General features: G+C 73.7%; 21 protein-coding genes and 2 tRNA genes. 11 read left to right on the forward strand and 12 right to left on the reverse strand.

The window, feature by feature from the left end; genetic code table 11:
* Positions 1-891, forward strand: coding sequence for a peptidase (locus ACFXHB_RS12210; protein WP_380573916.1), 891 nt, complete (start codon positions 1-3; stop codon positions 889-891).
* Between the two features lie 92 nt (positions 892-983).
* Positions 984-1,415, forward strand: coding sequence for a universal stress protein (locus ACFXHB_RS12215; protein WP_380573917.1), 432 nt, complete (start codon positions 984-986; stop codon positions 1,413-1,415).
* 121 nt (positions 1,416-1,536) lie between these two features.
* Here the strand turns inward: ACFXHB_RS12215 and ACFXHB_RS12220 are convergent.
* From ACFXHB_RS12220 to ACFXHB_RS12255, 8 genes are all read right to left on the reverse strand, one after another.
* Positions 1,537-1,610, reverse strand: a tRNA-Ala gene (locus ACFXHB_RS12220).
* Positions 1,611-1,701: 91 nt separating this feature from the next.
* Positions 1,702-2,787: a gephyrin-like molybdotransferase receptor GlpR gene (gene glpR, locus ACFXHB_RS12225; RefSeq protein ID WP_380573919.1), complete on the reverse strand. Its 1,086-nt coding sequence runs from the start codon at positions 2,785-2,787 to the stop codon at positions 1,702-1,704.
* 150 nt (positions 2,788-2,937) lie between these two features.
* Positions 2,938-3,564, reverse strand: a complete 627-nt coding sequence (locus tag ACFXHB_RS12230) for a GNAT family N-acetyltransferase (protein ID WP_380573997.1) — start codon at positions 3,562-3,564, stop codon at positions 2,938-2,940.
* Entirely contained in the window at positions 3,561-4,064 is a 504-nt protein-coding gene (locus ACFXHB_RS12235; protein ID WP_380573920.1) for a molybdenum cofactor biosynthesis protein B, read from the reverse strand. Before ACFXHB_RS12235 ends, ACFXHB_RS12230 begins: the two co-directional genes overlap by 4 nt.
* A gap of 71 nt (positions 4,065-4,135) precedes the next feature.
* A complete protein-coding gene (gene moaC / locus ACFXHB_RS12240) occupies positions 4,136-4,573 on the reverse strand; it encodes a cyclic pyranopterin monophosphate synthase MoaC (RefSeq protein WP_380573998.1) in 438 nt (145 codons plus the stop codon).
* A 173-nt stretch (positions 4,574-4,746) separates the two neighbouring features.
* The gene (gene glp, locus ACFXHB_RS12245; RefSeq protein WP_380573922.1) at positions 4,747-6,090 is read right to left on the reverse strand and encodes a gephyrin-like molybdotransferase Glp; all 1,344 of its coding nucleotides are present in this window, start codon (positions 6,088-6,090) and stop codon (positions 4,747-4,749) included.
* Between the two features lie 25 nt (positions 6,091-6,115).
* Positions 6,116-7,036, reverse strand: coding sequence for a UTP--glucose-1-phosphate uridylyltransferase GalU (gene galU, locus ACFXHB_RS12250; protein WP_380573924.1), 921 nt, complete (start codon positions 7,034-7,036; stop codon positions 6,116-6,118).
* 51 nt (positions 7,037-7,087) lie between these two features.
* On the reverse strand, positions 7,088-7,957 hold the full coding sequence (locus ACFXHB_RS12255) for a GGDEF domain-containing protein (protein WP_380573925.1): 870 nt from the start codon (positions 7,955-7,957) through the stop codon (positions 7,088-7,090).
* A 60-nt stretch (positions 7,958-8,017) separates the two neighbouring features.
* Between ACFXHB_RS12255 and ACFXHB_RS12260 the strand changes: the two genes are divergently transcribed.
* Positions 8,018-8,593 (forward strand): 5-formyltetrahydrofolate cyclo-ligase, encoded by a 576-nt coding sequence (locus tag ACFXHB_RS12260; protein ID WP_380573927.1) that lies wholly within the window; start codon positions 8,018-8,020, stop codon positions 8,591-8,593.
* A gap of 76 nt (positions 8,594-8,669) precedes the next feature.
* Here the strand turns inward: ACFXHB_RS12260 and ACFXHB_RS12265 are convergent, their stop codons facing one another.
* Entirely contained in the window at positions 8,670-11,390 is a 2,721-nt protein-coding gene (locus ACFXHB_RS12265; protein WP_380573928.1) for a penicillin acylase family protein, read from the reverse strand.
* Positions 11,391-11,691: 301 nt separating this feature from the next.
* On the opposite strand from ACFXHB_RS12265, the gene ACFXHB_RS12270 reads away from it, so the two are divergent.
* The 4 genes from ACFXHB_RS12270 to mscL all read left to right on the forward strand — a co-directional run bounded on the left by ACFXHB_RS12270 (position 11,692) and on the right by mscL (position 16,537).
* Positions 11,692-13,176, forward strand: a complete 1,485-nt coding sequence (locus tag ACFXHB_RS12270; protein WP_380573929.1) for a potassium/proton antiporter — start codon at positions 11,692-11,694, stop codon at positions 13,174-13,176.
* Positions 13,177-13,598: 422 nt separating this feature from the next.
* Positions 13,599-14,870 (forward strand): MFS transporter, encoded by a 1,272-nt coding sequence (locus tag ACFXHB_RS12275; RefSeq protein ID WP_380573999.1) that lies wholly within the window; start codon positions 13,599-13,601, stop codon positions 14,868-14,870.
* A gap of 265 nt (positions 14,871-15,135) precedes the next feature.
* Positions 15,136-15,471, forward strand: coding sequence for an FmdB family zinc ribbon protein (locus tag ACFXHB_RS12280; RefSeq protein WP_380573930.1), 336 nt, complete (start codon positions 15,136-15,138; stop codon positions 15,469-15,471).
* A 646-nt stretch (positions 15,472-16,117) separates the two neighbouring features.
* Positions 16,118-16,537 (forward strand): large conductance mechanosensitive channel protein MscL, encoded by a 420-nt coding sequence (mscL, locus tag ACFXHB_RS12285; protein ID WP_380573931.1) that lies wholly within the window; start codon positions 16,118-16,120, stop codon positions 16,535-16,537.
* Positions 16,538-16,549: 12 nt separating this feature from the next.
* Here the strand turns inward: mscL and ACFXHB_RS12290 are convergent, their stop codons facing one another.
* On the reverse strand, positions 16,550-16,840 hold the full coding sequence (locus ACFXHB_RS12290; protein ID WP_380573932.1) for a hypothetical protein: 291 nt from the start codon (positions 16,838-16,840) through the stop codon (positions 16,550-16,552).
* Positions 16,841-17,020: 180 nt separating this feature from the next.
* Positions 17,021-17,992, reverse strand: a complete 972-nt coding sequence (locus tag ACFXHB_RS12295) for a sigma-70 family RNA polymerase sigma factor (RefSeq protein ID WP_329489273.1) — start codon at positions 17,990-17,992, stop codon at positions 17,021-17,023.
* Positions 17,993-18,556: 564 nt separating this feature from the next.
* On the opposite strand from ACFXHB_RS12295, the gene ACFXHB_RS12300 reads away from it, so the two are divergent.
* Positions 18,557-19,366 carry a phosphatase PAP2 family protein gene (locus tag ACFXHB_RS12300; RefSeq protein WP_380573934.1) on the forward strand — a complete coding sequence of 270 codons (810 nt, stop codon included), beginning with the start codon at positions 18,557-18,559 and terminating at the stop codon, positions 19,364-19,366.
* 144 nt (positions 19,367-19,510) lie between these two features.
* Entirely contained in the window at positions 19,511-20,389 is an 879-nt protein-coding gene (locus ACFXHB_RS12305; RefSeq protein ID WP_380573935.1) for a carbon-nitrogen hydrolase family protein, read from the forward strand.
* 305 nt (positions 20,390-20,694) lie between these two features.
* On the opposite strand, the gene ACFXHB_RS12310 is transcribed toward ACFXHB_RS12305, so the two are convergent.
* Positions 20,695-20,767: transfer RNA gene (locus ACFXHB_RS12310), tRNA-Arg, on the reverse strand.
* 324 nt (positions 20,768-21,091) lie between these two features.
* Here ACFXHB_RS12310 and ACFXHB_RS12315 point away from each other — a divergent pair.
* Both ACFXHB_RS12315 and ACFXHB_RS12320 read left to right on the forward strand, forming a co-directional pair.
* Entirely contained in the window at positions 21,092-22,633 is a 1,542-nt protein-coding gene (locus ACFXHB_RS12315; RefSeq protein WP_380573937.1) for a glycosyltransferase family 39 protein, read from the forward strand.
* 154 nt (positions 22,634-22,787) lie between these two features.
* Positions 22,788-23,801 carry a YhjD/YihY/BrkB family envelope integrity protein gene (locus ACFXHB_RS12320; protein ID WP_380573938.1) on the forward strand — a complete coding sequence of 338 codons (1,014 nt, stop codon included), beginning with the start codon at positions 22,788-22,790 and terminating at the stop codon, positions 23,799-23,801.
* Positions 23,802-23,902 lie beyond the last annotated feature (101 nt).

Genomic DNA, 23,902 nt, shown 5'->3' on the forward strand with positions numbered 1-23,902 from the left:
ATGCGTACCTCGACGACCCGCAGCGCCCTCCGCGGCGCGCTCGCCGCACTCGCCCTGCTCCCCGCGCTGGCGCTGGCGGCTCCGGCCGCCTCCGCCGCCTCGCCGTCCCCCTCCGTCAGCGCGAGCGGGACACCCGCCCCGGCCACCAAGGCCGGGACGTCCTTCCTGACCGCCATCAACCTCGCCCCCGGCCAGGACGCCAAGGTCGCCGCCTCCACCGGCGACTACCTGTACTGGGCGTTCGGGGCCTCCGAGGGCCAGACCCCGACGGTCGGCCTGACCGTCGACCTGGCCCCCTCCGCCGACCGGCACGGCCCGCAGACCTGGAATGTCGAGGTGTTCGACGGGCTGCGCCGCCGCCAGTCCTGCACCGCCGGCACGCAGAACGCCACCGCCGACCAGGCCACCGCCTCGCTCGCGCTGAGCTGCACCCTGCGCGAGGTCCGCTCCTGGGCCGAGCCCTGGTCCGGCGACCCGCTGCCCGGTACCTACTACGTGCGGCTCTCGCTCGCCGACGCCCCGCAGCCGGATCTCGGCCTCGCCGCATCCGTCCAGCTGCACGTCAGCGCCAAGGGCGACGCCGACAACGCCCAGCCGGAGGGCGGTGAGCTCAAGGCCCCGCTGGTCCCGCCGGTCGGCGGCGGCGCCGCGACCGCCAAGGCGGCCGCCCCCGAGGAGCCCGAGGAGCACTGGTACACCGGCTGGTTCTCCGGCTGGAACGGCCGCTGGTTCTGGACCCTGGGCGGCGGCGCGCTGGCGGCGCTGGCCGGTGTCGCGGGCTACACCCTCACCCGCCACCCGCGCGGCCGCCGGCCGGCCCACTACGGCACCGTCCCGCCGCAGGCCGGTGCCCCGCAGCCGGACCCGTACGCGGGCTCGGGCCGGCCCTGACGCGACGCGCACCCTCCCGAGGGCCGGCCGGACTCTTCCGGCCGGCCCTCGGCCGTCTCGCCGCCCCGGGCGCGCCGCCCTAGGCTCGAACCATGACCCGGCAGCCGGACGGCAGGATCGTGGTCGGCGTGGACGGCTCCCCGCTCTCCCTCGCCGCCGTCCGCTGGGCCGCGCGGCTGGCCGCGCTCACCGGCGGCCCGCTGGAGGCGGTGACCGTCTGGGAGTTTCCCCGCCTGCTGGACGAGCACGGCCTCGTCCCGCCCCCGCTGGACGGCTTCGGCCCCGAGCGGCACGCCGCCCGGATCCTCGACGAGACGCTGGCCGCCGCGCTCTCCCCCACACCGGCCGTCCGGCGCCACCTCAAGGCCGGGGCTCCCGGCCCCGCGCTGGCGGGTGCCGCGGCGGGCGCCGCCGTCCTCGTCCTGGGCAGCCACGGCCGCGCCGCGCCGCCCGGCGCCGCACTCGGCACCGTCGCCCAGTACTGCGTGCACCACGCGGCCTGCACCGTGGTGGTGGTCAGGTGATCATCGTCACAGCGCCGACATCCGAGCCCCCGAGGCCCGCTGACGCCCGGTCGGTCGCGACTTCCGGCACAACGCAGAAGTCCCGCCCGATCTGATCGATCGGGCGGGACTTCCTGTTGGGTGGAGCTGAGGGGATTCGAACCCCTGACCCCCTCGATGCGAACGAGGTGCGCTACCGGACTGCGCCACAGCCCCAACGAGATGAAACTTTAGCACCTTTCCGAGGGGGCTCGTGACCACCCCCGGGACACCGGTCGGCCGGGGGTGCCGGAGCACCCCCGGCCGGTCACTCGTTGGCGGCGCGCGGACGCGACTCGGCGGCGGAGGGCTCGGCGTACTGGTCGAAGAGCGGGGTGGTGCGCCCTTCGGTCGGACGCGGCTCCGCCGGGCGCGACTCCGCCGGACGCCCGGCGGTCCAGGTGCCGGGGGCCGACAGGTCGAGACCCCGGGTGACCCGGGGCGCCACCGGAGCCGTCACATAGGTCGGCAGCGGGACGGGGACGGGCTCCCAGGAGTCCGGGCCGGCCGCGCCGCGCTCGCGCATGCCGTCGACCCACTCCTCGTGCTCGGTCGCCTCCGCGAGCACCGAGGCGGAGGCGGGGCCGGTGGCGCGGGTTGGTGCCGGCGCCCGGTCGCGGTCGGTGGCGAGGCGCAGGTGCGACCGCCCCCGGCCGGCCGGCTCCGCGGCGGCGAGGGCCTGCGGCGGCTCCTCCTCGGCCGGGCGGGCCTCGGCGCGCTGCCGCTCGCGCTTGCGCAGCCGCTCGGCGGCCTGGGCGGCCCGGGCGCGGTCGATCTTGACCTCGTACCGGAGGCGCTCCAGCTTGCGCAGGTGGCCGATGTAGAGGGTGAGGAGGGTCGCCGGCACGGCCGGGACCCAGAGGAAGGCCAGGCCGGACACCGCCGCGACGACCGCGCCGAGGGCGAAGGCCAGGAACAGCACGGTGACCATCCGGCGCCGCCGGGCCAGCAGTCGCGCCCGGGGCTCGATCCGGATCCGCCCCCCGGTCGGGCGCTCGGGGGCCCGGACCGCGGGCCGGGCGGGCTCCGCCTCCCGCTCCACCTCCGCCGCTCCCCCGCCGGCGGGATCGCCGACGGGGTCGCCGTCGGGATCGCCGTCGGGATCGCCGGGGGCGGCCTCGTCCCGTACGGGAGGGCCGTCGTCACTGCTCTGCTCGTCACGCGGTTCGTCGCCCAGGGCCCGGGATGCCCGCCGCTCCAGCGCCGAACGCCCGGCCAGCAGGCGAATGGCGGTGCTGAAGCGTTCCGTCGGGCGCGCCTCATTGAGCTCGTCCTGCCTGCGGAGCCACATGGGCACCAGATAGGCGGCCCAGGCCCCTACGATGACGGCGTAGATAAGGCCGCTACTGCTCACGTTTCACACCGTACGGGCGCCGGGGAAGGCCTGGCAGCAATTTGGCGCGGCGTGTCGTGTGATCAAGCTGATTCTCCGACTATTTTGCCGGTATTTGTGCCCGTCCGTCGCCACGCCGATGCCATATCGATATTTCTTTCGAACATATATTCAATTACGTGGACGGCGGGCGGAACTGAGCGTCCGCCAGCGTTCCAGCATCCCCTCGGGGACCTCCTCGGCGGTCAGGGCGTACACCAGATGGTCGCGCCAGTCGCCGTCGATGTGCAGATAGCGCGGCCGCATTCCCTCCGAACGGAAGCCCAGCTTTTCCACCACCCGGCGGCTCGGCCCGTTCTCCGGCCGGATGCAGACCTCGATCCGGTGCAGTCCCAGTGCGCTGAAGCAGTGGTCCACCGAAAGCGCCACGGCGGCCGGCATGATGCCCCGGCCGGCCACCGCCTCGTCGATCCAGTAACCGACGTTGGCCGAGCACATCGAGCCCCAGGTGATCCCGCCGACGGTCAGCTGGCCGACCAGGCGGCCCTGGTGGAGCACGACGAACGGCAGCATCCGCCCGGCCGAGGCCTCGCCGCGCAGGAAGCGGACCATCTGCCGGTACGTCGGGCGCGGGCCGGTGCCGCGGGCGGCCGGGCCGGGCGGCACGGTGGCCTCCCAGCGGCGGAGCCAGTCCCGGTTGCGGCGGCTGACCTCCTGCCACTCCCGCTGGTCGCGGGCCCGGATCGGGCGCAGCGCGAGGTCCCCCTCGTGGAGTTCTACCGGCCAACCGGCGTTCAGTGCGCACTCCCGGAAGCAGGTGCGTCAGGCCGGGGGTGGTCCCCGCCGCCGAGCTGGTCGACGGCGTGCGCGAGCAGCGGCTCAAGGACGGCCAGGCCGTCCTTGACGCCGCCGGTCGAGCCCGGCAGGTTGACGACCAGGGTACGTCCGGCGAGGCCCGCGAGCCCCCGGGAGAGCGCGGAGGTCGGGACCTTCTCGCGACCGTACGCCCGGATGGCCTCGGCGATCCCGGGGATCGGCCGGTCGATCACCCGGGCGGTCATCTCGGGGGTGAGGTCCATCGGGGAGATGCCGGTGCCGCCGGTGGTCAGCACCACGTCGTACCCGGCGGCGACGGCCTCGCGCAGCGCCGCCTCGACCGGCTCGCCGTCCGGCACCACCCGGGGGCCGTCGACGGTGAAGCCCATCGCGCTCAGGCCCGCGACCAGGAGCGGGCCGCCCCGGTCCGCGTAGACACCGGCCGAGGCGCGGTTGGAGACGGTGACCGCCAGCGCCCTCATGACCGGCGCGTTCCCACCCGGCGTGTCCGCGCCCGGCGTGTCACCGACCGGCGTGTCACCGACCGGCGCGCTCATGCCACGCCCTCGGCGAACCAGTCGCCGCTCTTGCCACCGGTCTTGCTGAGCACCCGGACGGACTCGACGGCGGCGCCCTTGTCGACGGCCTTGACCATGTCGATCACGGTGAGCCCGGCCACCGCGACGGCGGTGAGCGCCTCCATCTCGACACCGGTCCGGTCGGCGGTCCGCACGGTGGCGGTGATCTCGACCGCGTCGTCGGTGACGGTGAGCTCGACCTTCACCCCGGAGACCGCGATCGGGTGGCAGAGCGGGATCAGGTCCGGGGTCTTCTTGGCCCCCATGATCCCGGCGATCCGGGCGACCGCGAGGGCGTCGCCCTTGGGCACGCCCTCGCCGCGCAGCAGCTCGACCACGCGGGGGGAGACCCGGACCCGGCCGGCCGCGACCGCGGTGCGCGCGGTGGTGGCCTTCTCGGAGACGTCGACCATCCGGGCCGCGCCCTGGTCGTCGACGTGGGTGAGGCGGTCGCCGGGGGGTGAGGCGGTCACGGAGGGCTCCAGGGGGGCGCGCAGATCGAATACCGCGCTACCGTACTCCTCACTCCGGCCAGGGCGTGGGACGGCCCGTGTCAGCGGGCGAGACGGGCCGGTCCCCGGTGGCCTCAGCCGCCCAGCAGGACGACGTCCACCTCGCTGCCGGCGGGGAGTTCGGTGACGTCCTCCGGGACGGTGATCAGGCAGTCCGACCTGGCCAGCGCGCCGACCAGGTGCGAGCCCTCGCCGCCGACCGGCTCCACCAGGCCGTCCGCCGCCGCGTACCGGCCGCGCAGGAACTGCCGGCGTCCGGCGGGCGAGCGCAGCGCCACCGGGCAGAGCGCCCGGACCACCGGGCGGTGGACGTCGGCGGCGCCGAGCATGGTGCGGATCACCGGGCGGACGAAGAGCTCGAAGGAGATGTAGGCGCTGACCGGGTTACCGGGCAGTGCCAGCAGCGGGACCCCGGCCCCGGCACCGATCCGGCCGAAGCCCTGCGGCTTGCCGGGCTGCATCCGCAGCCGGCGGAAGTCGACCCCGCCGTAGGACTCGAAGACCTCCTTGACCACGTCGTACGCGCCGACGCTGACGCCGCCGCTGGTGACGATCAGGTCGGCCCGACCGAGCTGGTCCTCCAGGACGGCGCGCAGGCGCGCCGCGTCGTCCGGGACCCCGCCGACCCGGTAGGCGATGGCTCCCGCGTCCAGGGCGGCGGCGGTGAGGGTGAAGCTGTTGGAGTCGGCGATCTGCCCGGGGCCGACCGGCTCGCCGGGCTGGACCAGCTCGCTGCCGGTGGACAGCACCACCACCCGCGGGCGGGGGCGGACCTTGACGGTGGCCCGGCCGATCGCGGCGAGCAGGCCGAGCTGGGTCGGGCCGAGCCGGGTGCCGGCCTCCAGGACCCGGGCGCCGGCGGTGACGTCGCTGCCGCGGCGGCGGATGTGGGCGCCCTCGGAGACCGGGCGCAGCACCCGGACCTCCTCGTCCTCGACCGGGGCGCCCATCGCGTCGGCGGCCTGGCCGGTCCCGCTGCCGCCGTCGGTCCACTCGACCGGGGCGACGGCCTGGGCGCCGGGCGGGACGGGGGCGCCGGTCATGATCCGGGCGGCCTGGCCGGGGCCGACCTTGGGCAGTTCGGCGGCGCCGGCGGCGATGTCGCCGACCACCGAGAGCACCGAGGGGTACGCGGTGGTGGCCCCGGCGGTGTCGGCGGTGCGCAGGGCGTAGCCATCCATCGAGCTGTTGTCGAAGGGCGGCAGGTCACCGTCGGCGAGGACGTCCTCGTCGAGCCGGCAGCCCTGGGCGTCGAGCAGTTGGAGCTCGATCGCGGGCAGCGGGCCGACGGCGGCCAGCACGTCGGCGAGGTGCTCGTCGACGCTCCACAGGCGGGCCGGGCGGGCGGCCGGTGCCGGGTCCGCGGCTCCGTCGCAGCAGGCTGCGGCGGTGGGATCGTTCTCCGTGGACCCGGTCATCGGCGCTCTCGCTCTCTGTCGGTGGTCAGTCCTGAAGCTCGGAGGCGACGAACTCACGGAGCCAGGAGCGGAACTCCGGGCCCAGGTCCTCGCGCTCGGAGGCCAGTCGGACGATAGCGCGCAGGTAGTCCGCGCGGTCACCGGTGTCATAACGGCGGCCCTTGAACAGCACGCCGTGCACCTGGCCGCCGCTCTCCGGGTCACGGGTGGTCAGCTCGCGCAGGGCGTCGGTGAGCTGGATCTCGCCACCGCGGCCGGGCGGGGTCTCGCGCAGCACGTCGAAGACCGAGGGGTCGAGCACGTAGCGGCCGATGACCGCGTAGTTCGACGGGGCGTCGGCCGTCTCGGGCTTCTCGACCAGGTCGGTCACCTGGAAGACGTCCTCACCGAAGCCGTTGGCCTTGACGGCCGCGCAGCCGTACAGGTGGATCTGGGCGGGGTCGACCTCCATCAGGGCGACGACCGAGCCGCCGAGCTCCTGCTGGACCTCGATCATGCGGGCCAGCAGCGGGTCGCGCGGGTCGATCAGGTCGTCACCGAGCAGGACGGCGAAGGGCTGGCCGGCGACGTGCTGCTCGGCGACCGAGACGGCGTGGCCGAGGCCCTTCGGGTCGCCCTGGCGGACGTAGTGCATGTTGGCCAGGTCGACGGACTCGCGCACCCGGCGCAGCCGGTCCTGGTCACCCTTGCGGGCGAGCAGCTCCTCCAGCTCGTAGGCGCGGTCGAAGTGGTCTTCGAGGGCGCGCTTGTTACGGCCGGTGACCATCAGTATGTCGGACAGCCCGGCGGAGGCCGCCTCCTCGACGACGTACTGGATCGCCGGCTTGTCGACGACCGGCAGCATCTCCTTCGGAGTGGCCTTGGTGGCCGGGAGGAAGCGGGTGCCCAGTCCGGCCGCGGGGACCACGGCCTTGGTAACCGGAATTCGGGAGCTGATCGTCGTCATGCGTTTACCTTACTAAGGCATGTTTTCGCCCGGCCGAGCGCGGTTGACCGGCTATGACAGCACGTCGCTGGGCCCGGCCACGGTGGCAGGCAGAGGGGAAGCGCCGGGTGAGGCGAGGGGGTCCTCTCCGGCACAGGGCGACACACTACCCGGCTTTTCCGAACGGTCACGCTCGGCTTCGGAGCCGTTGAGTGGCCGGGACGCGGCGGCTGCGCGCCAGCAGTCCCCACCGGCCGAGCGGGCCTCGGCCAGGGCCCGGTCGGCGGCCCGGAGCAGGACCGCCGCATGGGTGCCGTCCTGGGGCAGCACGGCGACGCCGAGGGCGGCGGTCAGCCCGTTGCCCCGCGGGTGGCGGCCCTCGCGCGGGCCGGAGGACCAGTCCAGCAGCAGGTGCCGGCGGACCGACCAGACCAGCCGTTCGGCGACGTGCGCCGCGCCCTGGGCGCCGGTGTCCGGCAGCACGACCAGGAACTCCTCGCCGCTGTACCGGCCGAGGGTGTCGGAGCGGCGGATCTCCATGCCGAGCCGCTGGGCGAGGTCGCGCAGTATCGCGTTGGCCCGGGCCCGGCCGTGCTCGTCGATGACCGCGTCGAAGCCCGTGATGTGCAGCAGCAGCACGGCCAGCGGGTGCGGACCGTCCTGCTGGCCGGCCTGCTCGGCACGGCGGGCGCGCTCGATCTCCCGGTCCAGGGTGAGCTGCAGGTGGCGGTAGTTCCAGACCCCGGTGACCGGGTCGCAGGAGGCCGTGCGCTCCAGCTCGGCGCAGCGGGCCTCCAACTCGGCGACCTGCCCGCACCACCGGGCCTCGCGGTCGGCGGCCGCGCCGTCGGCCCGGCGCAGCCGCCACCCCAGCACGGCGGTACCGGCCAGCGCCGGGGCGCTCAGCGCGGCCAGGGCCTGGACCAGCAACGGGGTCGACATCGGGACGCCTTCCGCGTGTCAGGCTCTGAGCGTCACGGGCACAGAGCTGTGGAGGATCCCATGCACAACGAGAAGAACGCGCTGAGGACACGGCTGCTGGCCGAGCGACGGACGCTGTCGACGCAGGAGCGGGAGCGGGCGGCGCGCGCGCTGGCCGGGCACGCCGGGGAGCTGGCCGCGCCGGGCGCCACGGTGGCCGCGTACGTGTCGGTCGGCGCCGAGCCGGGCACCCGGCCACTGCTGGACGCGCTGCTGGCGCGTGAGGTCCGGGTGCTGCTGCCGGTCCTGCTGCCCGACAACGACCTGGACTGGGCCGCGTACGAGGGACCGTCGGCGCTGGCGCCGGCCGGGCGCGGGCTGCTGGAGCCGGTCGGCGGGCGGCTCGGGCCGGAGGCCGTGACCACGGCGTCGCTGGTGCTGCTGCCGGGCCTGGCGGTGGACCGGCGGGGGCTGCGGCTGGGGCGCGGCGGCGGCTCGTACGACCGGGTCCTGGCCCGGCTCGGGCGGGCCGGCGCGCGCCCGCTGCTGGCGGTGCTGCTGTACGAGCACGAGCTGGTGGCGAGCGTGCCGGCCGAGCCGCACGACCTGCCGGTGGACCTCGCCCTCACGCCGTCCGGGCCGCACCGGCTCGGCTGACGGCCCCCGGTGACGGCGGCGGCCCCGCGCCTCGGGATCCGAGGGGCGGGGCCGCCGTCGTGCGGGCCGGACCGGCTCAGCCGGTGGTCAGCACCAGCTTGTTCTTGGCCGACTTCTCGACCGCGTCGGGCGAGTAGGACCAGGTCAGCAGCTTGCCCTTGAGCCAGAGGTCGGTCTGGTCGTTGTAGTTGGGGTGGAACGCGTGGCCGGAGGCGCCGCCGACGTTGACCCAGCGCGACGCGTCGAAGTCGCTCAGGTCGACGACCATCCGCATCGACGGGATCCAGTCCACCTCGTAGCCGGCCGCCGCGTTCCAGCCCGCCGCGTCGACCGCCCCGGAGCCGCCGGAGAGGCGGTACGGGCCGCGGTTGAGCAGCCGCTGGACGAGGCCGGAGGCGATCGAGGAGTCGTCGCTGCCCATGGTCTGTTCGCGCAGCGTCAGCTTGTGCAGACGGCCCCAGCTCCAGGTGGAGACGTCCTTGCTGAGCAGTGCGGTGAGGTCCTGCCGGGCATTCTTCATTGCCTCGGCGAGCAGGTTGTCGAGGCCCTTCTGCTCGTGGTGGTCCGAGTCGATGTACGTCCACCAGCCGCTGTCGGGCTTCTCCAGCTGCTGGCGCACCACCTCGGTCCAGCGGTCGCCGCCGTCCGGCTGGGCCTTGCCCGGGTCGCGGGTGCCGCACTCGGTGACGATCTGGGTGCTGCTGTCCGGCTTGGTCGGATCGGTCTGCCGGCGGACCAGCAGGCAGTTGTCCTTGGCGCGCAGGTCGGCCGGGAACTTCTGGCCGAAGGAGAGGCTGAGCAGTTGGCGCCAGACGCCGTTGTAGTAGGCGGCGGCGGCCGAGTCGGCGTCCTGGTGGAAGTTCCAGTCCTTCAGCAGGTCCTGCGCCTCACGCACGTACGGGTCGTCGATCCGCACCTTGAGCAGCATCGGGACCAGCGTCCTGGCCAGGATGCTGGTGTTGTCGAGCTGCATCTCCTGCATGTCGTCCGGCGAGATCTTGCCGTTGTTCTTGAGCTTGGCCTCGATCTGGTCGGTGATCTCCTTGGCCCGGGTGCCGTACTCCCAGTCCTTGGTCAGCAGGTACTTGTACGACGGGTCGACCACGGCCTGGTTGGCGGTGACGATGTAGCCGGCGGACGGGTTGCGGGTGAAGGGCAGCGCCGTGAACGGGACGGAGCCCTTCCACTGGTAGGCCGAGTCCCAGCCGGGCGCCGGGTAGCCGCCGTCGCCCTTGCCGCGCACCGGGACGTTGCCGGGGGCCTGGTAGCCGATGTTCTCGGCGTCGGCGTAGATCAGGTTCTGCGCGGGGACGGCGAAGTCCTTGGCGGCGGCCCGGAAGTCGTCCCAGCCCTTGGCGCGGTCCAGCGTGAAGACCGCGTCCATGGTCTTGCCCGGTTCGAGCGCCGTCCACTGCAGGGCGACGCCGTAGCCGGTGGTCGAGCGGTCCGGGGCCGAGGTGCCGTTCGGGGCGTACTTGCCGACGTTCTGCTGTTCGGTGCTCTGGTCCGAGATCAGCGGCGCGCCGGTCTGGGTGGTGCGGACGGTGATGGTGCGGTCCTCGCCGCCGGCCACCTTGATGGTCTCCTTGCGCAGCTTGAACTTCACCTCCTTGCCGTCCACCAGGTAGGTGTCCGGGCCGGTGACCTTCTCCAGGTAGAGGTCGGTGACGTCCGCGCCGAGGTTGGTGAAGCCCCAGGCGATGTCCTTGTTGTGGCCGATCATCACGCCCGGCATGCCGGCGAAGGTGAAGCCCGAGACGTCGTACTGGCAGGCGGCCGAGAGGGTGCGGCAGTGCAGGCCCATCTGGTACCAGACCGAGGGCAGACCGGGGCCGAGGTGCGGGTCGTTCGCCAGCAGCGGCTTGCCGGTGGTGGTGTGCGAGCCGGCCACCACCCAGGAGTTGGAACCGATGCCCTGGCCCTGCCGGCCGAGCAGCTGCGGCATCGCGTCGATCCGGTCGGTGACGTCCTTGAACAGCGCCTTGGTCGCGGCCGCGCCCTGGGCGGTGCCGCCGCCGGCGGTGCCGGGACCGGTCGGCGCGGAGCCGTCCGCCGGGCGGTAGGTGTCACCCGCCACCGTGCCGGTCTTCACGATCGTGCCGTTGCGCGCGTACGGGTACTCCGGGTACAGCTCGGCGATCTTCTCCGGGCTGAAGTCCTGGGCGAGCAGCGAGCGGTCGATCTCCTCCTGGAGGTTCCCGGAGAGGTTCCAGGCCATCGCCTTCAGCCAGGACACCGAGTCGACCGGGTTCCACTGCTCGGGCTTGTAGTCGGCGTTCACGACGCCGAGCAGGGCGTACTCCAGGGAGGCACCGGCGCCGCCCGGGTGCTCGCCGAGCCAGGCGTTGACGCCGTCCGCGTAGGCCTGGAGGTACTTCTTGGTCTCGGGCGCCAGCTGGGAGTCGAACTCCTTCTGCGCCACGTCGCGCCAGCCCATGGTGCGGATGAAGGAGTCCGTCTCGACCTGGCTGTCGCCGAACATCTCGGAGAGCCGACCCGCGGTGATGTGCCGTCGGACGTCCATCTCCCAGAACCGGTCCTGGGCCTGGACGTAGCCCTGGGCGCGGTAGAGGTCCTCCGACGTGTCGGCGTAGAGCTGGGGGATGCCGTTGGCATCGCGCTTCACGTCGACGGGCGCGCTCAGGCCCGCCACCTTGACGCTGCCGTCCACCTCCGGGAAGGACGCGCGCACCGCGGCCACCCCCTGGTAGCCGCCGTAGCCGGCGCCGGCCACCAACAGCACGACCAGCACGATCACGATCAGACGGGCGCGCCGGAACTTCTTCGAGCGGGGCATCTGGGTCCTTGCGGTCCTCGACTGGGGGGCGGGCGGGCGTGTCCAGGGCACTCGGCCGTGACAGGGCACCACATTAGGCCGACTCGGCTGGCGGGCGTGCACGGGGGACGCTCACGGTGGGATCGGAGGAGGTCAGCGAAGGGACGGAGGAGAGCCGTGTGAACAGCGAAGCTAAAGATATGGCAAAATGTTAGACTGAGTAACGATCCGCTAGGGGACCAATCGCCCTGGCCGGTCGGCTCCCTCCGGCCTCACCGCCGACAGACACCCCGCCCGCCCCCAGCCTCCGAGGTGCCCCTGCGTGAATGTCGACCACCTGAACCAGCTGCTCCTCGAGTTCTCCGTGATCCTGCTGGTCGCGGTGGTCGCCGTGCGCATCTCGACCCGGTCCGGGCTGCCCAGCCTGCTGATCTACCTCGGCATCGGCGTCGCGCTCGGCCAGAACGGCCTCGGCTTCGCCTTCAACAACGCCGAGCTGACCCAGGTGATCGGCTACGCCGCCCTGGTCGTCATCCTGGCCGAGGGCGGCCTCAAGACCAGCTGGCGCGAGGTCAGACCGGTGATGCCGGCCGCCACGGTGCTCGCCACCGTCGGCGTCGGCATCAGCGTCTTCGTGACCGCCGCCGGCGCCCACTGGCTGGTCGGCCTGGACTGGCGGACCTCCATGCTGCTCGGCGCGATCGTCTCCTCGACCGACGCGGCCGCCGTCTTCTCCGTCCTGCGGATGGTGCCGCTGCCGCACCGGCTGACCGGGCTCCTGGAGGCCGAGTCCGGCTTCAACGACGCGCCCGTGGTCATCCTGGTGGTCGCCTTCGCCACCACCGGTGAGCTGGACTCCTGGTACGTCCTGATCGGCACGATCGTCGCCGAGCTGGCGATCGGCGCCGCGGTCGGCCTCGCGGTCGGCAAGCTGGGCGCGTTCGGGATCAAGCACGTGGCACTGCCGTCCTCCGGCCTCTACCCGATCGCCGTCATGGCGCTCACCGTGCTCGCCTACGCGGGCGGCGCGCTGCTGCACGGCTCCGGCTTCCTCGCCGTCTACATCAGCGCGGTCATCCTGGGGAACGCCAAGCTGCCGCACGGCCCGGCGGTCCGGGGTTTCGCCGACGGCCTGGCCTGGATCGGGCAGATCGGCATGTTCGTGCTGCTCGGCCTGCTCTGCACCCCCGCCACCATGGGGTCGGCCGTGGTGCCCGCCCTGGTGATCGGCGGTGTGCTGGTCTTCCTGGCCAGGCCGCTGTCGGTGGTGCTCACGCTCACCCCGTTCAAGCTGCCCGCCCGCGAGCAGGCGCTGCTCAGCTGGGCCGGGCTGCGCGGGGCGGTGCCCATCGTGCTGGCCACCATCCCGATGGTGTCGGGCGCGCCGATGGCCCAGGACGTCTTCAACATCGTCTTCATCCTGGTCGTGGTCTTCACCCTGCTCCAGGGCCCGACCCTGCCCTGGGTCGCCAAGTGGCTGAAGATCTCCGAGGGCTCGATGGGCCAGGACCTCGGCATCGAGTCCGCACCCCTGGAGAAGCTGCACGGACACCTGCTGTCGGTGGCCCTGTCTCCGACCTCCCGGATGTCCGGCGTGGAGATCGGCGAGCTGCGGCTGCCGGCCGGCGCGGCGGTGACCCTGGTGGTCCGGGAGGGGAGCAGCTTCGTCCCGGACAAGGCCACCGTGCTGCGCGGCGGCGACGAACTGCTGGTCGTCACCACGGACGAGGTGAGCGAGGCCGCGGAGCGGCGGCTGCGGGCCGTGGACAAGGGCGGCAAGCTCGCCGGGTGGCTGTACGGCCGGTGACCATGGGGGCTTCGCCCAGCGTTCACCCGCCGTCGGCGGGACAGATTTGGATGTCCTCTGTATTGTGGAGGAAAGCGCGGCATCTACGCGCGTATATTCAGAACGATCGACACACCCCAGCATCTGTCTGAAGCAGAGTTGGCGCGACCGCTCGGCGGCCGCGGCCCGGATCCCGGCAACCACGCCGGGCCGGCCCGGTAACTACCCCGGTCGACGCGCGAGAGGACGACTCTCGGCGCCGTCGGGGCCACCCCATGCCCCTTCCGCGCTACCAGGCAGCAGGAAGGACGACCGTGACGGCCCGCCGAACGGTCGACAACGCCGCGGACACCCGCGCCACCCAGGTCACGCAGCCGGACACCCGACCGGGCACCGAGGCCGCCACCGACCCGGGCGCACCCGCCCGGGTCGGCTACGGCGCCCTGCTGCGCACCCCCGGAGCCTGGACGTTCCTCGCCCCCGCCCTCGCCGCGCGACTCCCGTACGCGATGCTCAGCCTGGGCATCGTCCTGCTGGTCCTGGACACCCACGGCTCGTACGGCACGGCCGGCAGCGTCGCGGCGGTCTCGGCCGTCGCCCAGGCCTTCATCGGCCCGCAGACCGGCCGGCTGGCCGACCGCTACGGCCAGGCCGCCGTGCTCGTCCCGAGCGTGATCGTGCACGCCGTCTCGGTCGGCACGCTGATCGCGCTGGCCCTGGGCCACGCCCCGGTCTGGACCCTCTTCCTCGCCGCCGCCCCGGCCGGCGCCAGCGTGCCGCAGGTCGGCGCGATGGTGCGCGCCCGCTGGGTCGCCAAGCTCTCCGCGGCGGGCACCGAGCAGTCGGCCCCCGGCCTGTCGGCGGCCAAGCTGAACACCGCGTTCGCCTTCGAGTCGGTGACCGACGAGTTCACCTTCGTGATCGGCCCGGTGCTCGCCGGCGCCATCGCCACCTCGGTCACCCCCGCCGCCGGGCTGATCGCCGAGGCCGCGCTGACCGTGGTCGGCGGGCTCGCCTTCGCCGCCCAGCGGCGTACCGCGCCGGCCCGCCACCCGCACCAGCCCGGCGCCCGGCGCGTCTCCGCGCTCTCCTCCCCCGGCGTGCGACTGCTGGCCGGCGCCTTCCTGGGCGTCGGCACCGTCTTCGGCGCGATGCAGGTCTCGGTGACCGCCTTCACCGAGTCGGTCGGCCAGCCCGGGGCCAACGGCACCGTGTACGGGATCTTCGCCGGCGGCTCGATGCTGGCCGGCGTGCTCTACGGCATGGTCGCCTGGCGCCAGGCCGCCCGGCACCGGATGCTCGCCAGCTACGCCCTGCTGGTCCTGGGCTGCTCGACGCTCTGGGCGATGCCCAACCTGGTCGCGCTGTCCGTGGCCGGACTGGTCTGCGGCCTGGCCATCGCGCCGACGCTGATCACCGGGTACACCCTGGTCGAGACGCTGGTCGCGGACGGCGCCAAGACCGAGGCCTTCACCTGGCTGACCGGTGCCATCGGGCTGGGCCTGGCCGTCGGGTCCACCGTGGCCGGGCGACTGATCGACGGACACGGGCCGTCGGCCGGGTTCCTGGTACCGGTGGTCGGCGCCGGGCTGGGCCTGGTCGCGCTCGTCTCGCTGCGCCACCTGCTCGTCGCGCCGGGTGCGCCGAGCACCGTGGTCGCGTCCGCCGGCGAGCGGAGCGCCGCACCGCAGCTGGTCGGGGCGGCCAAGGGCTGAGCCGCGACGGGTGGCGCGGCCGGTACGCCGGGCGGGGTGCGCGGACGTCGGGCGGGGTGCGCGGCTTGGCGCGCCGGACGGGGTGCGCGGCTTGGCGCGCCGGACGGGGTGCGCGGCGGGCGGGGCGACCCGGGGGGGGCGGGAACGGACGCTTCGGCGCGCCCCCGGCTCATCTCACATTCGAGTCGCTGGACTGATCCAGCGGAATGCCGCATCATTGACCATCGTTAGCACTCATCAGGCGAGAGTGCCAGGAGGAAGACAAGTGCCCACGTACCAGTACCAGTGCACCGAGTGCGGTAACGGCCTGGAGGCGGTGCAGAAGTTCACCGACGAGGCGCTGACCACGTGCCCCGACTGCCAGGGACGACTCCGCAAGGTCTTCTCGGCCGTGGGTGTGGTCTTCAAGGGTTCCGGCTTCTACCGGACCGACAGCCGTTCGTCGTCCAGCAGCTCCGTGAGCACCGGTTCGTCGTCGGCCGCGAGCTCGTCGGGCTCGTCCTCGGCGGCGTCCTCGACCTCGTCGGCGTCCTCGTCCTCGTCCTCGGGTGGCTCGACCGCTTCGGCGAGCCCGGCTCCGGCGGCGAAGCCGGCCGGCTGAGTCCGGACTTCGGAAGGCCCGTGGGCCCGCGCCACCGCGCGACCCACGGGCCTTTCGCCTGCCCGGGGGCGGGTGGCGGGGGCCGGGACGGGGCCGGGGGCGCGGGCATGGGTGCGGGTGCGGGTGCGGGTACGGGTGCGGGTCGCCCCGGCGGCGGCGTCAACCGGCCGCAGGTCGACTAGCTCGTACGGGTGTACGAAGTTGTCCACAGGGCCGAGTTGTCCACAGGCCTGGGGACAGGGCTTCCGTCGAGCGCGCGGGCCGCGCAGAGTCTGCGTCGGAAGAGCCGGTCCGCACCGCGGGCCGGCGCCCTGCGACTCACGGCGGTGCCCATGTCGACCACGAGCCTCCCCCCGCGCCTTCCCCTGCCGCTGCCCGCCCCGGCCGTCCCGCCACGACAGGAGGTGCCGCCGTTCCCGCCGATCCGACGCGGCGGCGGCCGCCTCCACCGGCTCCGCGGGGTCGCCCGGCACCGGGCCGGGGCACCCGCCCTGCTGCTGCTCACACTGGCGGCCACACTGGCCTGGGGGTCCGCCCGGGCGGGTCTGTCCCCGCCGGGGACCGCGCCGATCAGCCGGGCGGGTTGTCAATCGGGCGCCCTTGAAGATCACCCGTAACCGGACAACGACTTCGTCGTTCACGCGGCATGAAAGGCTTCAAGGAATTCCTGCTGCGCGGAAATGTCGTCGAACTCGCCGTCGCCGTCGTCATCGGCGCGGCATTCACCAACATCATCAACGCCTTCGTCAAGGGCGTGATCAATCCGATCGTCGGCGCCTTCGGGGCCAAGGACCTGGGCACCTACAGCTCGTGCCTCAAGGGGCCCTGCGAGGTGAGCGCGACCGGCGAGGTGACGACCGGCATCTTCATCCTCTGGGGCTCCGTGCTGAGCGCCATCCTGCAGTTCGTCATCACCGCGGCCGTCGTCTACTTCTTCCTGATCCTGCCCATGACCAAGCTCGCCGCCAGGCGCAAGAGCCTCGCCGAGATCCAGGCCGAGGCCGAGGCCAAGGAGGTCGTCCTGCTCACCGAGATCCGCGACGCGCTGGTCACGCAGCAGCGCTGAGCACGTTCCCCGTCAGCCGCCGTGGTGCGGCGGGCGCTGGCTCAGGTACCAGTCCAGCCCCCGTCCACCACTCTCCCCCGCCCCCGGGCGCCCTCCCCAGCCGGCGTCGGTGTCGTCGCCGGACTGCTGGTCCAACGGGTCCCGGAACACCAACCGGGCCTTCGTCGCCGCCCGGGCACCCGCGGCCGCGGCCCCGTCCGCCGTCCGCGCGTCGTCCGCCACCGCGTCATCCGTGCTACCGGCGTCGTCCACGCCGTCCTGCCTGGGCTCCTGCTCGGCCACCGGCCCGCCTCCGTCTCTCACCTGGTCCACTCCTCCAGCCTAGAAGCTCCCGCCCCGACCCCACGCCCGGCCTCCGAGCGCGCGCGGGGCCCGGCGCGGAACACGTCCGCACCGGACCCCTGCCGGCGACCGAGGGCCCGGTCACCGCGGCACCGTCCGTCGCCGCGGCGCCGGGGCGGCCGTCAACGCCGCCGGACGCCGTCAGGCGGCCTCGAAGCCCGCGTGGTCGGCGATCCGCTTCAGCTCGGCCAGCGCGTGCTTCTCGATCTGGCGGATCCGCTCGCGGGTCAGCCCGTGCTGCTTGCCGACCTCGGTCAGCGTCCGCTCCCGGCCGTCCTCCATCCCGTACCGCGACCGGATGATCGAGGCCGTCCGGTCGTCCAGGCGCCCGATGAGACCGTCCAGCTCCTCGCGGCGGAGCATGACCATCACGGCGTCCTCGGGGGAGGTCGCCCCGGTGTCCTCGACCAGGTCGCCGAACTGGGTCTCGCCCTCGTCGTCGACCGACATGTTGAGGCTCACCGGGTCACGCGCCCAGTCCAGGACGTCCTTGATCCGGGCCTCGGTGGTGTCCAGCTCGGCCGCGATCTCGGCCGGCTCGGGCTCGCGGCCCAGCTCCTTGGACTTCTCACGCTGGACCCGCCGGATCCGGCCGAGTTCCTCGACCAGGTGGACGGGCAGCCGGATGGTGCGCGACTGGTCGGCGATCGACCGGGTGATCGCCTGCCGGATCCACCAGGTGGCATAGGTGGAGAACTTGAAGCCCTTGGCGTAGTCGAACTTCTCCACCGCCCGCACCAGGCCGGCGTTGCCCTCCTGGATGAGGTCCAGCAGCGGCAGGCCACTGCGCGGGTAGCGCCGCGCGACGGCGACGACGAGACGGAGGTTGGAACGGATGAAGACGTCCTTGGCGCGCTCGGCGTCCTCGGCTATCGCCTCCAGCTCCTCACGCTTGACGCCCTTGGGGAGCTCCGCCTCCTCCAGGAGGTGCTGGGCGTACACACCGGCCTCGATCCGCAGCGAGAGCTCGACCTCCTCGGCGGCATCGAGCAGGGGCGTCCTGGCGATCTCGTCGAGGTACATGCCGACCAGGTCACGGTCGGCCTCAAGGTTGGTCGGGCGGGCCGCGCGAGTCCGGTCGGCCCTGTCGCGAACGACGGCACGGGTGGCCATGCTTGCTCCCTTTGCTGGTAGTGCCGGAGGTCTGCCTGCCTGCCCCGAGAGGGCAAGAAATGCGGGCCCCGGGGGGCTCACACGTAACGATCCAACGAACAGATTCCGGACAACATTCCCAAGTCGCTCAGATTCTTCCATCGATGCAGTATCCTGCCGGTTTTCACCGCGATCCTGGACGGAGGGTGACCGGCCCGCCACCACAGGTGCCAACCCGGTGACCGTTCCGGAGCGGTCGCCACAACCGGTCACCGCACTCGGCCGGCGCGGCCGACGGTCGGCGGCGACCGTCGACGAGCGCCCCCGACCGACCGGCTCCCGCCGAGGGGCGAACAGCCCTCGCGGGGCCACCGGCCGCTCCTTCGCACACTCTTCACTTCTCTGAACCCGCCGACGGTCGCCCGCGTTCCCGCACCGGGGCCGGGAACGGTCGCGCCCACCACCCCCACTCCTCGAAGCCGCGCGCGGACGCGCCCCGGCGCACGCAGGTTCTCCGCACAAAAGATGCCAAATCGCTATCGCCCCGGTGTCCGAACAGCACGACGCACTGGGAAGGTGTCAGCCATGCACCTGACCAACAGCTCGTCATCGCTCACCCCGCGTGATCGCCACCTGCTTCGGCACACGGCGCTCGCGGTGGGCTGTACCGCGCTGTTCGCCGTTCTGGCCGCCCTGGTGCAGACCGCGTGGTCGCCGCTCGCCGGCTTGGACCAGGGGTGGATCGACGGCATGCACGACTACGCCCGGGACCGAAGGGTCTGGGTCGCCTCGGTGCAGATGCTCTCCGACATCGGCGGCACCATCACCATGCGTACGCTGCTCGGCGTGGCCGCGGTCTGGCTCTGGCTGATCGGCGCCCGGGTGCTGGCCTCCTGGGTCGCCGCACAGGCCCTGGTCGGCTGGGGCCTCCTCTGGGTGCTGAAGCTCTCCTTCGACCGGCCCCGGCCGCACTTCACCGACCCGGTCGCGCACGCCGGCGGGCCGGCCTTCCCGTCCGGGCACGCGATGGCCTCCGCGATCACCTGTGCCGTCCTGGTCGGACTGGTCTGGCACCGGGCGTCGCGCGGCGGACGGATCACCGCCTGTTCGATCGCCGCGCTGACGGTCCTGACGATCGGCTGGACCAGGATCGCCCTCGGTGTCCACTGGCCGAGCGACGTCCTGGGCGGGTGGCTGGCCGCCGGATTCGTCCTCGGTTCGGTCACCGTCGTCGTCGAACTCCGGCGGCCCGGCGCGCTGGCCCGGGACGTCCGACGGGTCAACTGGCGGACCAGACCGAGGGTCCAGCGGGTGCTGGTCTCCCCGACGGCGCCGGTGCCCTACGACCCGGCCTTCGAGGAGGCCGTCGACCGCCCGGACGGCGCGGCCGGCTGAGCGGACGACCGACCGGTCGAGCGGGACGGTCCGGCTCGGAGAAGGTCGGCTCGGAGCGGGTCGGCTCGGAGCGGCGCGCCGGACCTGCGGGCGGGGTGGCCCCGACCGCGTCCGGCCCACCGGGTACCCCATAATCTGGCCGCCATGCCGCTCCCCTCGACGCCCGACCGCCCGTCCGTCTCCGCCGACCACCCGGACCGGCCGCTGCGGATCGCCGCCGCCCAGGCCCAGGCCGTGGCCGGCGACATCCCCGCCAACGTCGCGACCGTCGCCGAACTGGTCCGCGAGGCCGCCTCGGCCGGGGTCCGCCTGGTGCTCTTCGCCGAGAAGTTCCTGTCCGGCTACGAGCCCGAACTGATCCGGACCGACCCGCTCAAGTACAGCGTCCAGCCCGGCGACCCCCGGCTGGCGCCGATCGCCGACGCCTGCCGGGAGAGCGGCACCGCCGCCGTCGTCGGCGCGGCCGTACGGGACGCCGACGGCGGACTGCGGATCTCCGCCCTCGTCTTCGGCCCGGACGGTTCGCTCGCCACCCGGTACGACAAGCAGTACCTCTTCAAGTCCGAACGGGACACCTACCGCCCGGGCGACACCGACCGCACCCTCCAACTCGACGGCTGGCGGCTCGGCCTGGGCATCTGCTACGACTCCGGCTTCCCCGAGCACGCCCGCGCGGCCGCCCTCGACGGCTGCCACGCCTACCTGGTCGGCGCCCTGTTCAGCGTGGGCCACGGCCACCACGAGTCCCGCACCTGGTTCCCGGCCCGCGCGCTCGACAACACCCTCTACACGGTGCTGGCCAACCACATCGGCGTCACCGGTGACTGGCAGACCTGCGGCGCCAGCGCCGTCTGGTCCCCCGACGGCCGCCTCCTCGCGGAGGCCGGCCCGGACCGGCGCGAGCTGGTCGTCGTCGACCTCGACCCGGAAGTGCTGCGCGCGACCCGCGAGAGCGAGAGCCTGCTCGCCGACCTCGCCGGCCGGCCGCCCGTCACCGCGCGGGAGCGATCCCTCCTCGGGTGACCCACCGGTCGGGGCCGTGGGCGACCACGGCCCCGACCGGGCCGTCCGACGGTCGCGCGAGCCGGTACGCCTCGGTGCGCCCCACCCGGGCACCACTGACGCACCGCCAGAAGCACGCCGGACGGCAGTCCCCATCGGCGTGGTCCCGCTCCCCTGATCGCTCGGTGAGCCGCACCGCCCCCGCCCGGGTCACGGCTCGCCCGGACCGGTCGCCGGCGCGGGACCGAGCGGGCGGCACGGCCCGCCGAAACGCCACAGGCCCTCCAGCCGGATCGGCGGAGGGCCTGTGACCCGCATATTCACTGTGCCCCAGGCAGGATTCGAACCTGCGACACCGGCTTTAGGAGAGCCGTGCTCTATCCCCTGAGCTACTGAGGCGGGGTCGTTCGCGGTCGGGCGGCGCGCATGGTGCGAGGAGCCCCGGCCGACCGCTGACAGCCTAGCGGATCGGGGCGTGGCCACGCCGGGAAGGGCCGTCGATCGGGGGCGACCGTCGACCTGGAGCGGGGCCGGGGGCGGGCCGGCCCCGGCCGCCGGAGTCCGCGCGACGGGTGCGCCTACCGGTGGGAGCATGGGAAAGGTCCTGGTGGCGCCGGCGACGGGGCGTCACATCCTGCCCAGGTGGCCCGGCGCGGAACGGATCCCCCGCCCCTCCCGGCCCGCCGGCAGCACCGCATGACCGCGAGGACGAGGCGTTTCACCATGAGAGCAGCCGGCCGCCCGCACCCGGTCCGCCGGGTCGCGGGACAGGTGTGGCTCTGGCCGGCGCCGGCGATGCTCTGTGTGGGCGGCTACGAGCTGGGGATCCCGGAGCTGTGGCGCGACGAGGTGACGACCTGGACGGTGGCCACCCGCTCGCCCGGCGATCTGCTCGGGCTGCTGCGGCACACGGACGCCAGCAACGGCGCGTACTACCTGTTGATGCACGTCTGGACATCGGTGTTCGGCGACTCCGCGACCGCGCTGCGGCTGCCCTCCGTGCTGGCGATGGCCGGGGCCGCCGCCTTCGTGGCGCTCACCGCGCAGCGGCTGTTCGGCGGCCGGGTGGCGGCGATCAGCGGCGGGCTGCTCTTCACGGCGGTGCCGCAGATCTCGCGGTACGCGCAGGAGGCCCGCTCGTACGCCGTGGTGACCTGCGCGGTCGCGGGAGCCACCTGGTTCCTGCTGCGTGCGCTGGACCGGCCGACGCCGCGGCGCTGGGCGCCGTACTGCGGGGCGATGGCGGTGGCGGGCGCCGGCCACCTGATCGCGTTCGCGACGCTGGCCGGCCAGTCGGCCGTGGTGCTGCTGCATCTGTGGCGGACGCGGGGTGCCGTGCGGCGGCGGCTGCTCCGGCAGTACCCCGCGGCCGTGCTGGTGGCGACGCTGCCGGTGGTGCCGGTGGTGGTGCTGGGCAGTCGGCAGTCCGGTCGCCAGCTGGGCTGGATCGGCACGCCGACCTTCGACCAGCTGCGGCACTTCGGTGAGCCGCTGTTCGGTTCGGCCGGGGTGTTCCACACCTTCGTCCTGCTGGGCCTGCTCGCGCTGGTGGGGCCCGGGCACCGCCTGCCCTCGCTCCAGTTGCTGCTGCTCGCGGTGGTGCCGGTGGTCGCCGTCTGGCTGGTGTCGCGGGGCAGCACCTCGTACTTCGTCGACCGCTACCTGCTCTTCACGGTGCCGGCCTGGGCCGCGCTGGCCGGCGGCGCGGTGCAGACGGTCTACTCCGCGGTGGCGGCGGCCGCACGGCGCAGCCGGACGCCGCGGCAGGTCCGGGCCGCGGGCGCGGTGCTGGCGGTCGGGCTGATCGCGGTGCCCGCCGTGGTGGCGCTGCCCACGCAGTCCTTGGTGCGCTACCCGGGCTCGCACTCCATGTCCCGTGCCCCGTACCGGGCGGCGGCCGCCCTGATCACGGCCGGCTACCGGCCCGGGGACGGGCTGGCGACCCCACTCGGCGACCAGGGGTGGGCGATGGTCGGGGACGGTGTCTCCTACTACCTGCCGAAGGGCGTCCGGCCGTACCCGGTCTTCGTCGACCGCACCGCCGTCCAGGCCCGGAGCCTCTTTCCGACCACCTGTCCGCGGCCGGCCGCGTGCCTGGGGCCGGGGCAGCGCGTCTGGCTGGTCGTGCTGGGAAACACCACCGACCCGCTGGGCGTCGTGCCGGCGGAGCAGGCGCGGGCCCTGCGGGCCAGGTACGGGCCACCCGAACGGGTGACACCGCTCGGCGGGATGACCCTCGCGCTGCTGGACGGCGCCACCCACTGAGCCCGGCCCGCTCGCGCTCCGGTCCGGCACCGTCACGACGGAGGTCCGCCCCGGATGCGGCCGTCCGGCGGTCGGGCGACCATGGAGCACGGTGACCAGGGCGCTTCCGGCGGCCCGCCCGTCCACGGTCGGGACATGCCCCAGGAGGACGCCTGTGAGCGAGCACCCGGTCGGGCGGGCGGCCCGGCTGAAGAAGCGTTCGGCGGAACTGGCCGGCCGGGCGCGCGAGCTCCCCGAGCAGGTCCCGTTGGTGGGCCGGGCGATCGGCCAGCTGCTGCGGGTCAACCTCCTGGACTGCGCCACCCGGCTGGCCGCCCAGGCGTTCCTGAGCGCGCTGCCCGCACTGTTCGTGGTGGCGGTGTTCACGCCGGCCGCGGTCCGCGAGGGCCTGGTCCGCTCGCTCCGCAAGGAACTGGGGCTGGAGGGCGCCGCACAGCAGTCGCTGCAGCAGATGCTGCAGACCAGCCATGAACAGGAGACCAGCATCGGCCTGATCGGCGCGCTGGTGACGCTGATCTCGGCGACGACGCTGAGCCGGGCGATGCAGCGGGTCTGCGAACGCTGCTGGGAGCTGCCCAAGTCGGGGTCCCGGGTGGCGGCGTGGCGCTGGCTGGTCTGGCTGCTGGTGTGGCTGGTCTGCCTGGTGTTCCAGACACCGGTACGGGACGGCTTCGGCCTGGGCGCCTGGCTCGGGATCCCGCTGACCTTCCTCGATGCCACGGCGCTCTGGTGGTGGACGCAGCACCTGCTGCTGGTCGGCCGGGTGCGCTGGCTGCCGCTGCTGCCGGGGGCACTGCTCTGCGGGGCGGTGGTGGTGGGGCTGGGCATCGCCGCACGGGTCTACCTGCCGCGTGCCATGGGGCACAGCGTGACGCAGTTCGGCCCGTACGGGGTGGTCTTCACGGGTCTCTCCTGGCTGATCGTGACGTTCACCGGGCTGACCCTGGCGATCGCGTTGGGCCGGGTGGTGGCGGAGGAGGAGACGATCGCGCACTGGCTGGGTTCCCGTACCGAGCCGGGCGTCTGGGGCGGCGCCCGGTTGGATCCGGCCGAGGCGGACGGGGTCGGGGACGGGGCGGCCGGATCCGAGACCGGTTCGGACGAGGGCGGCGCGGACGAGGGCGGCGGCGCGGGCGGGCCCCGGACCGAGGGGCCCCGCGCCGGCTGACGCGCCTCGGCGGGGGGGCCCCGGCCCCGCGTACCCCCCCCCCCGGCGGGGGGATAAAAAACAAAAAAAACCCCACAAAACAAAAACCAAAAACAATAAAA

Origin of the sequence: Kitasatospora sp. NPDC059327, assembly GCF_042752535.1 — a bacterium.
GTDB lineage: Bacteria > Actinomycetota > Actinomycetes > Streptomycetales > Streptomycetaceae > Kitasatospora.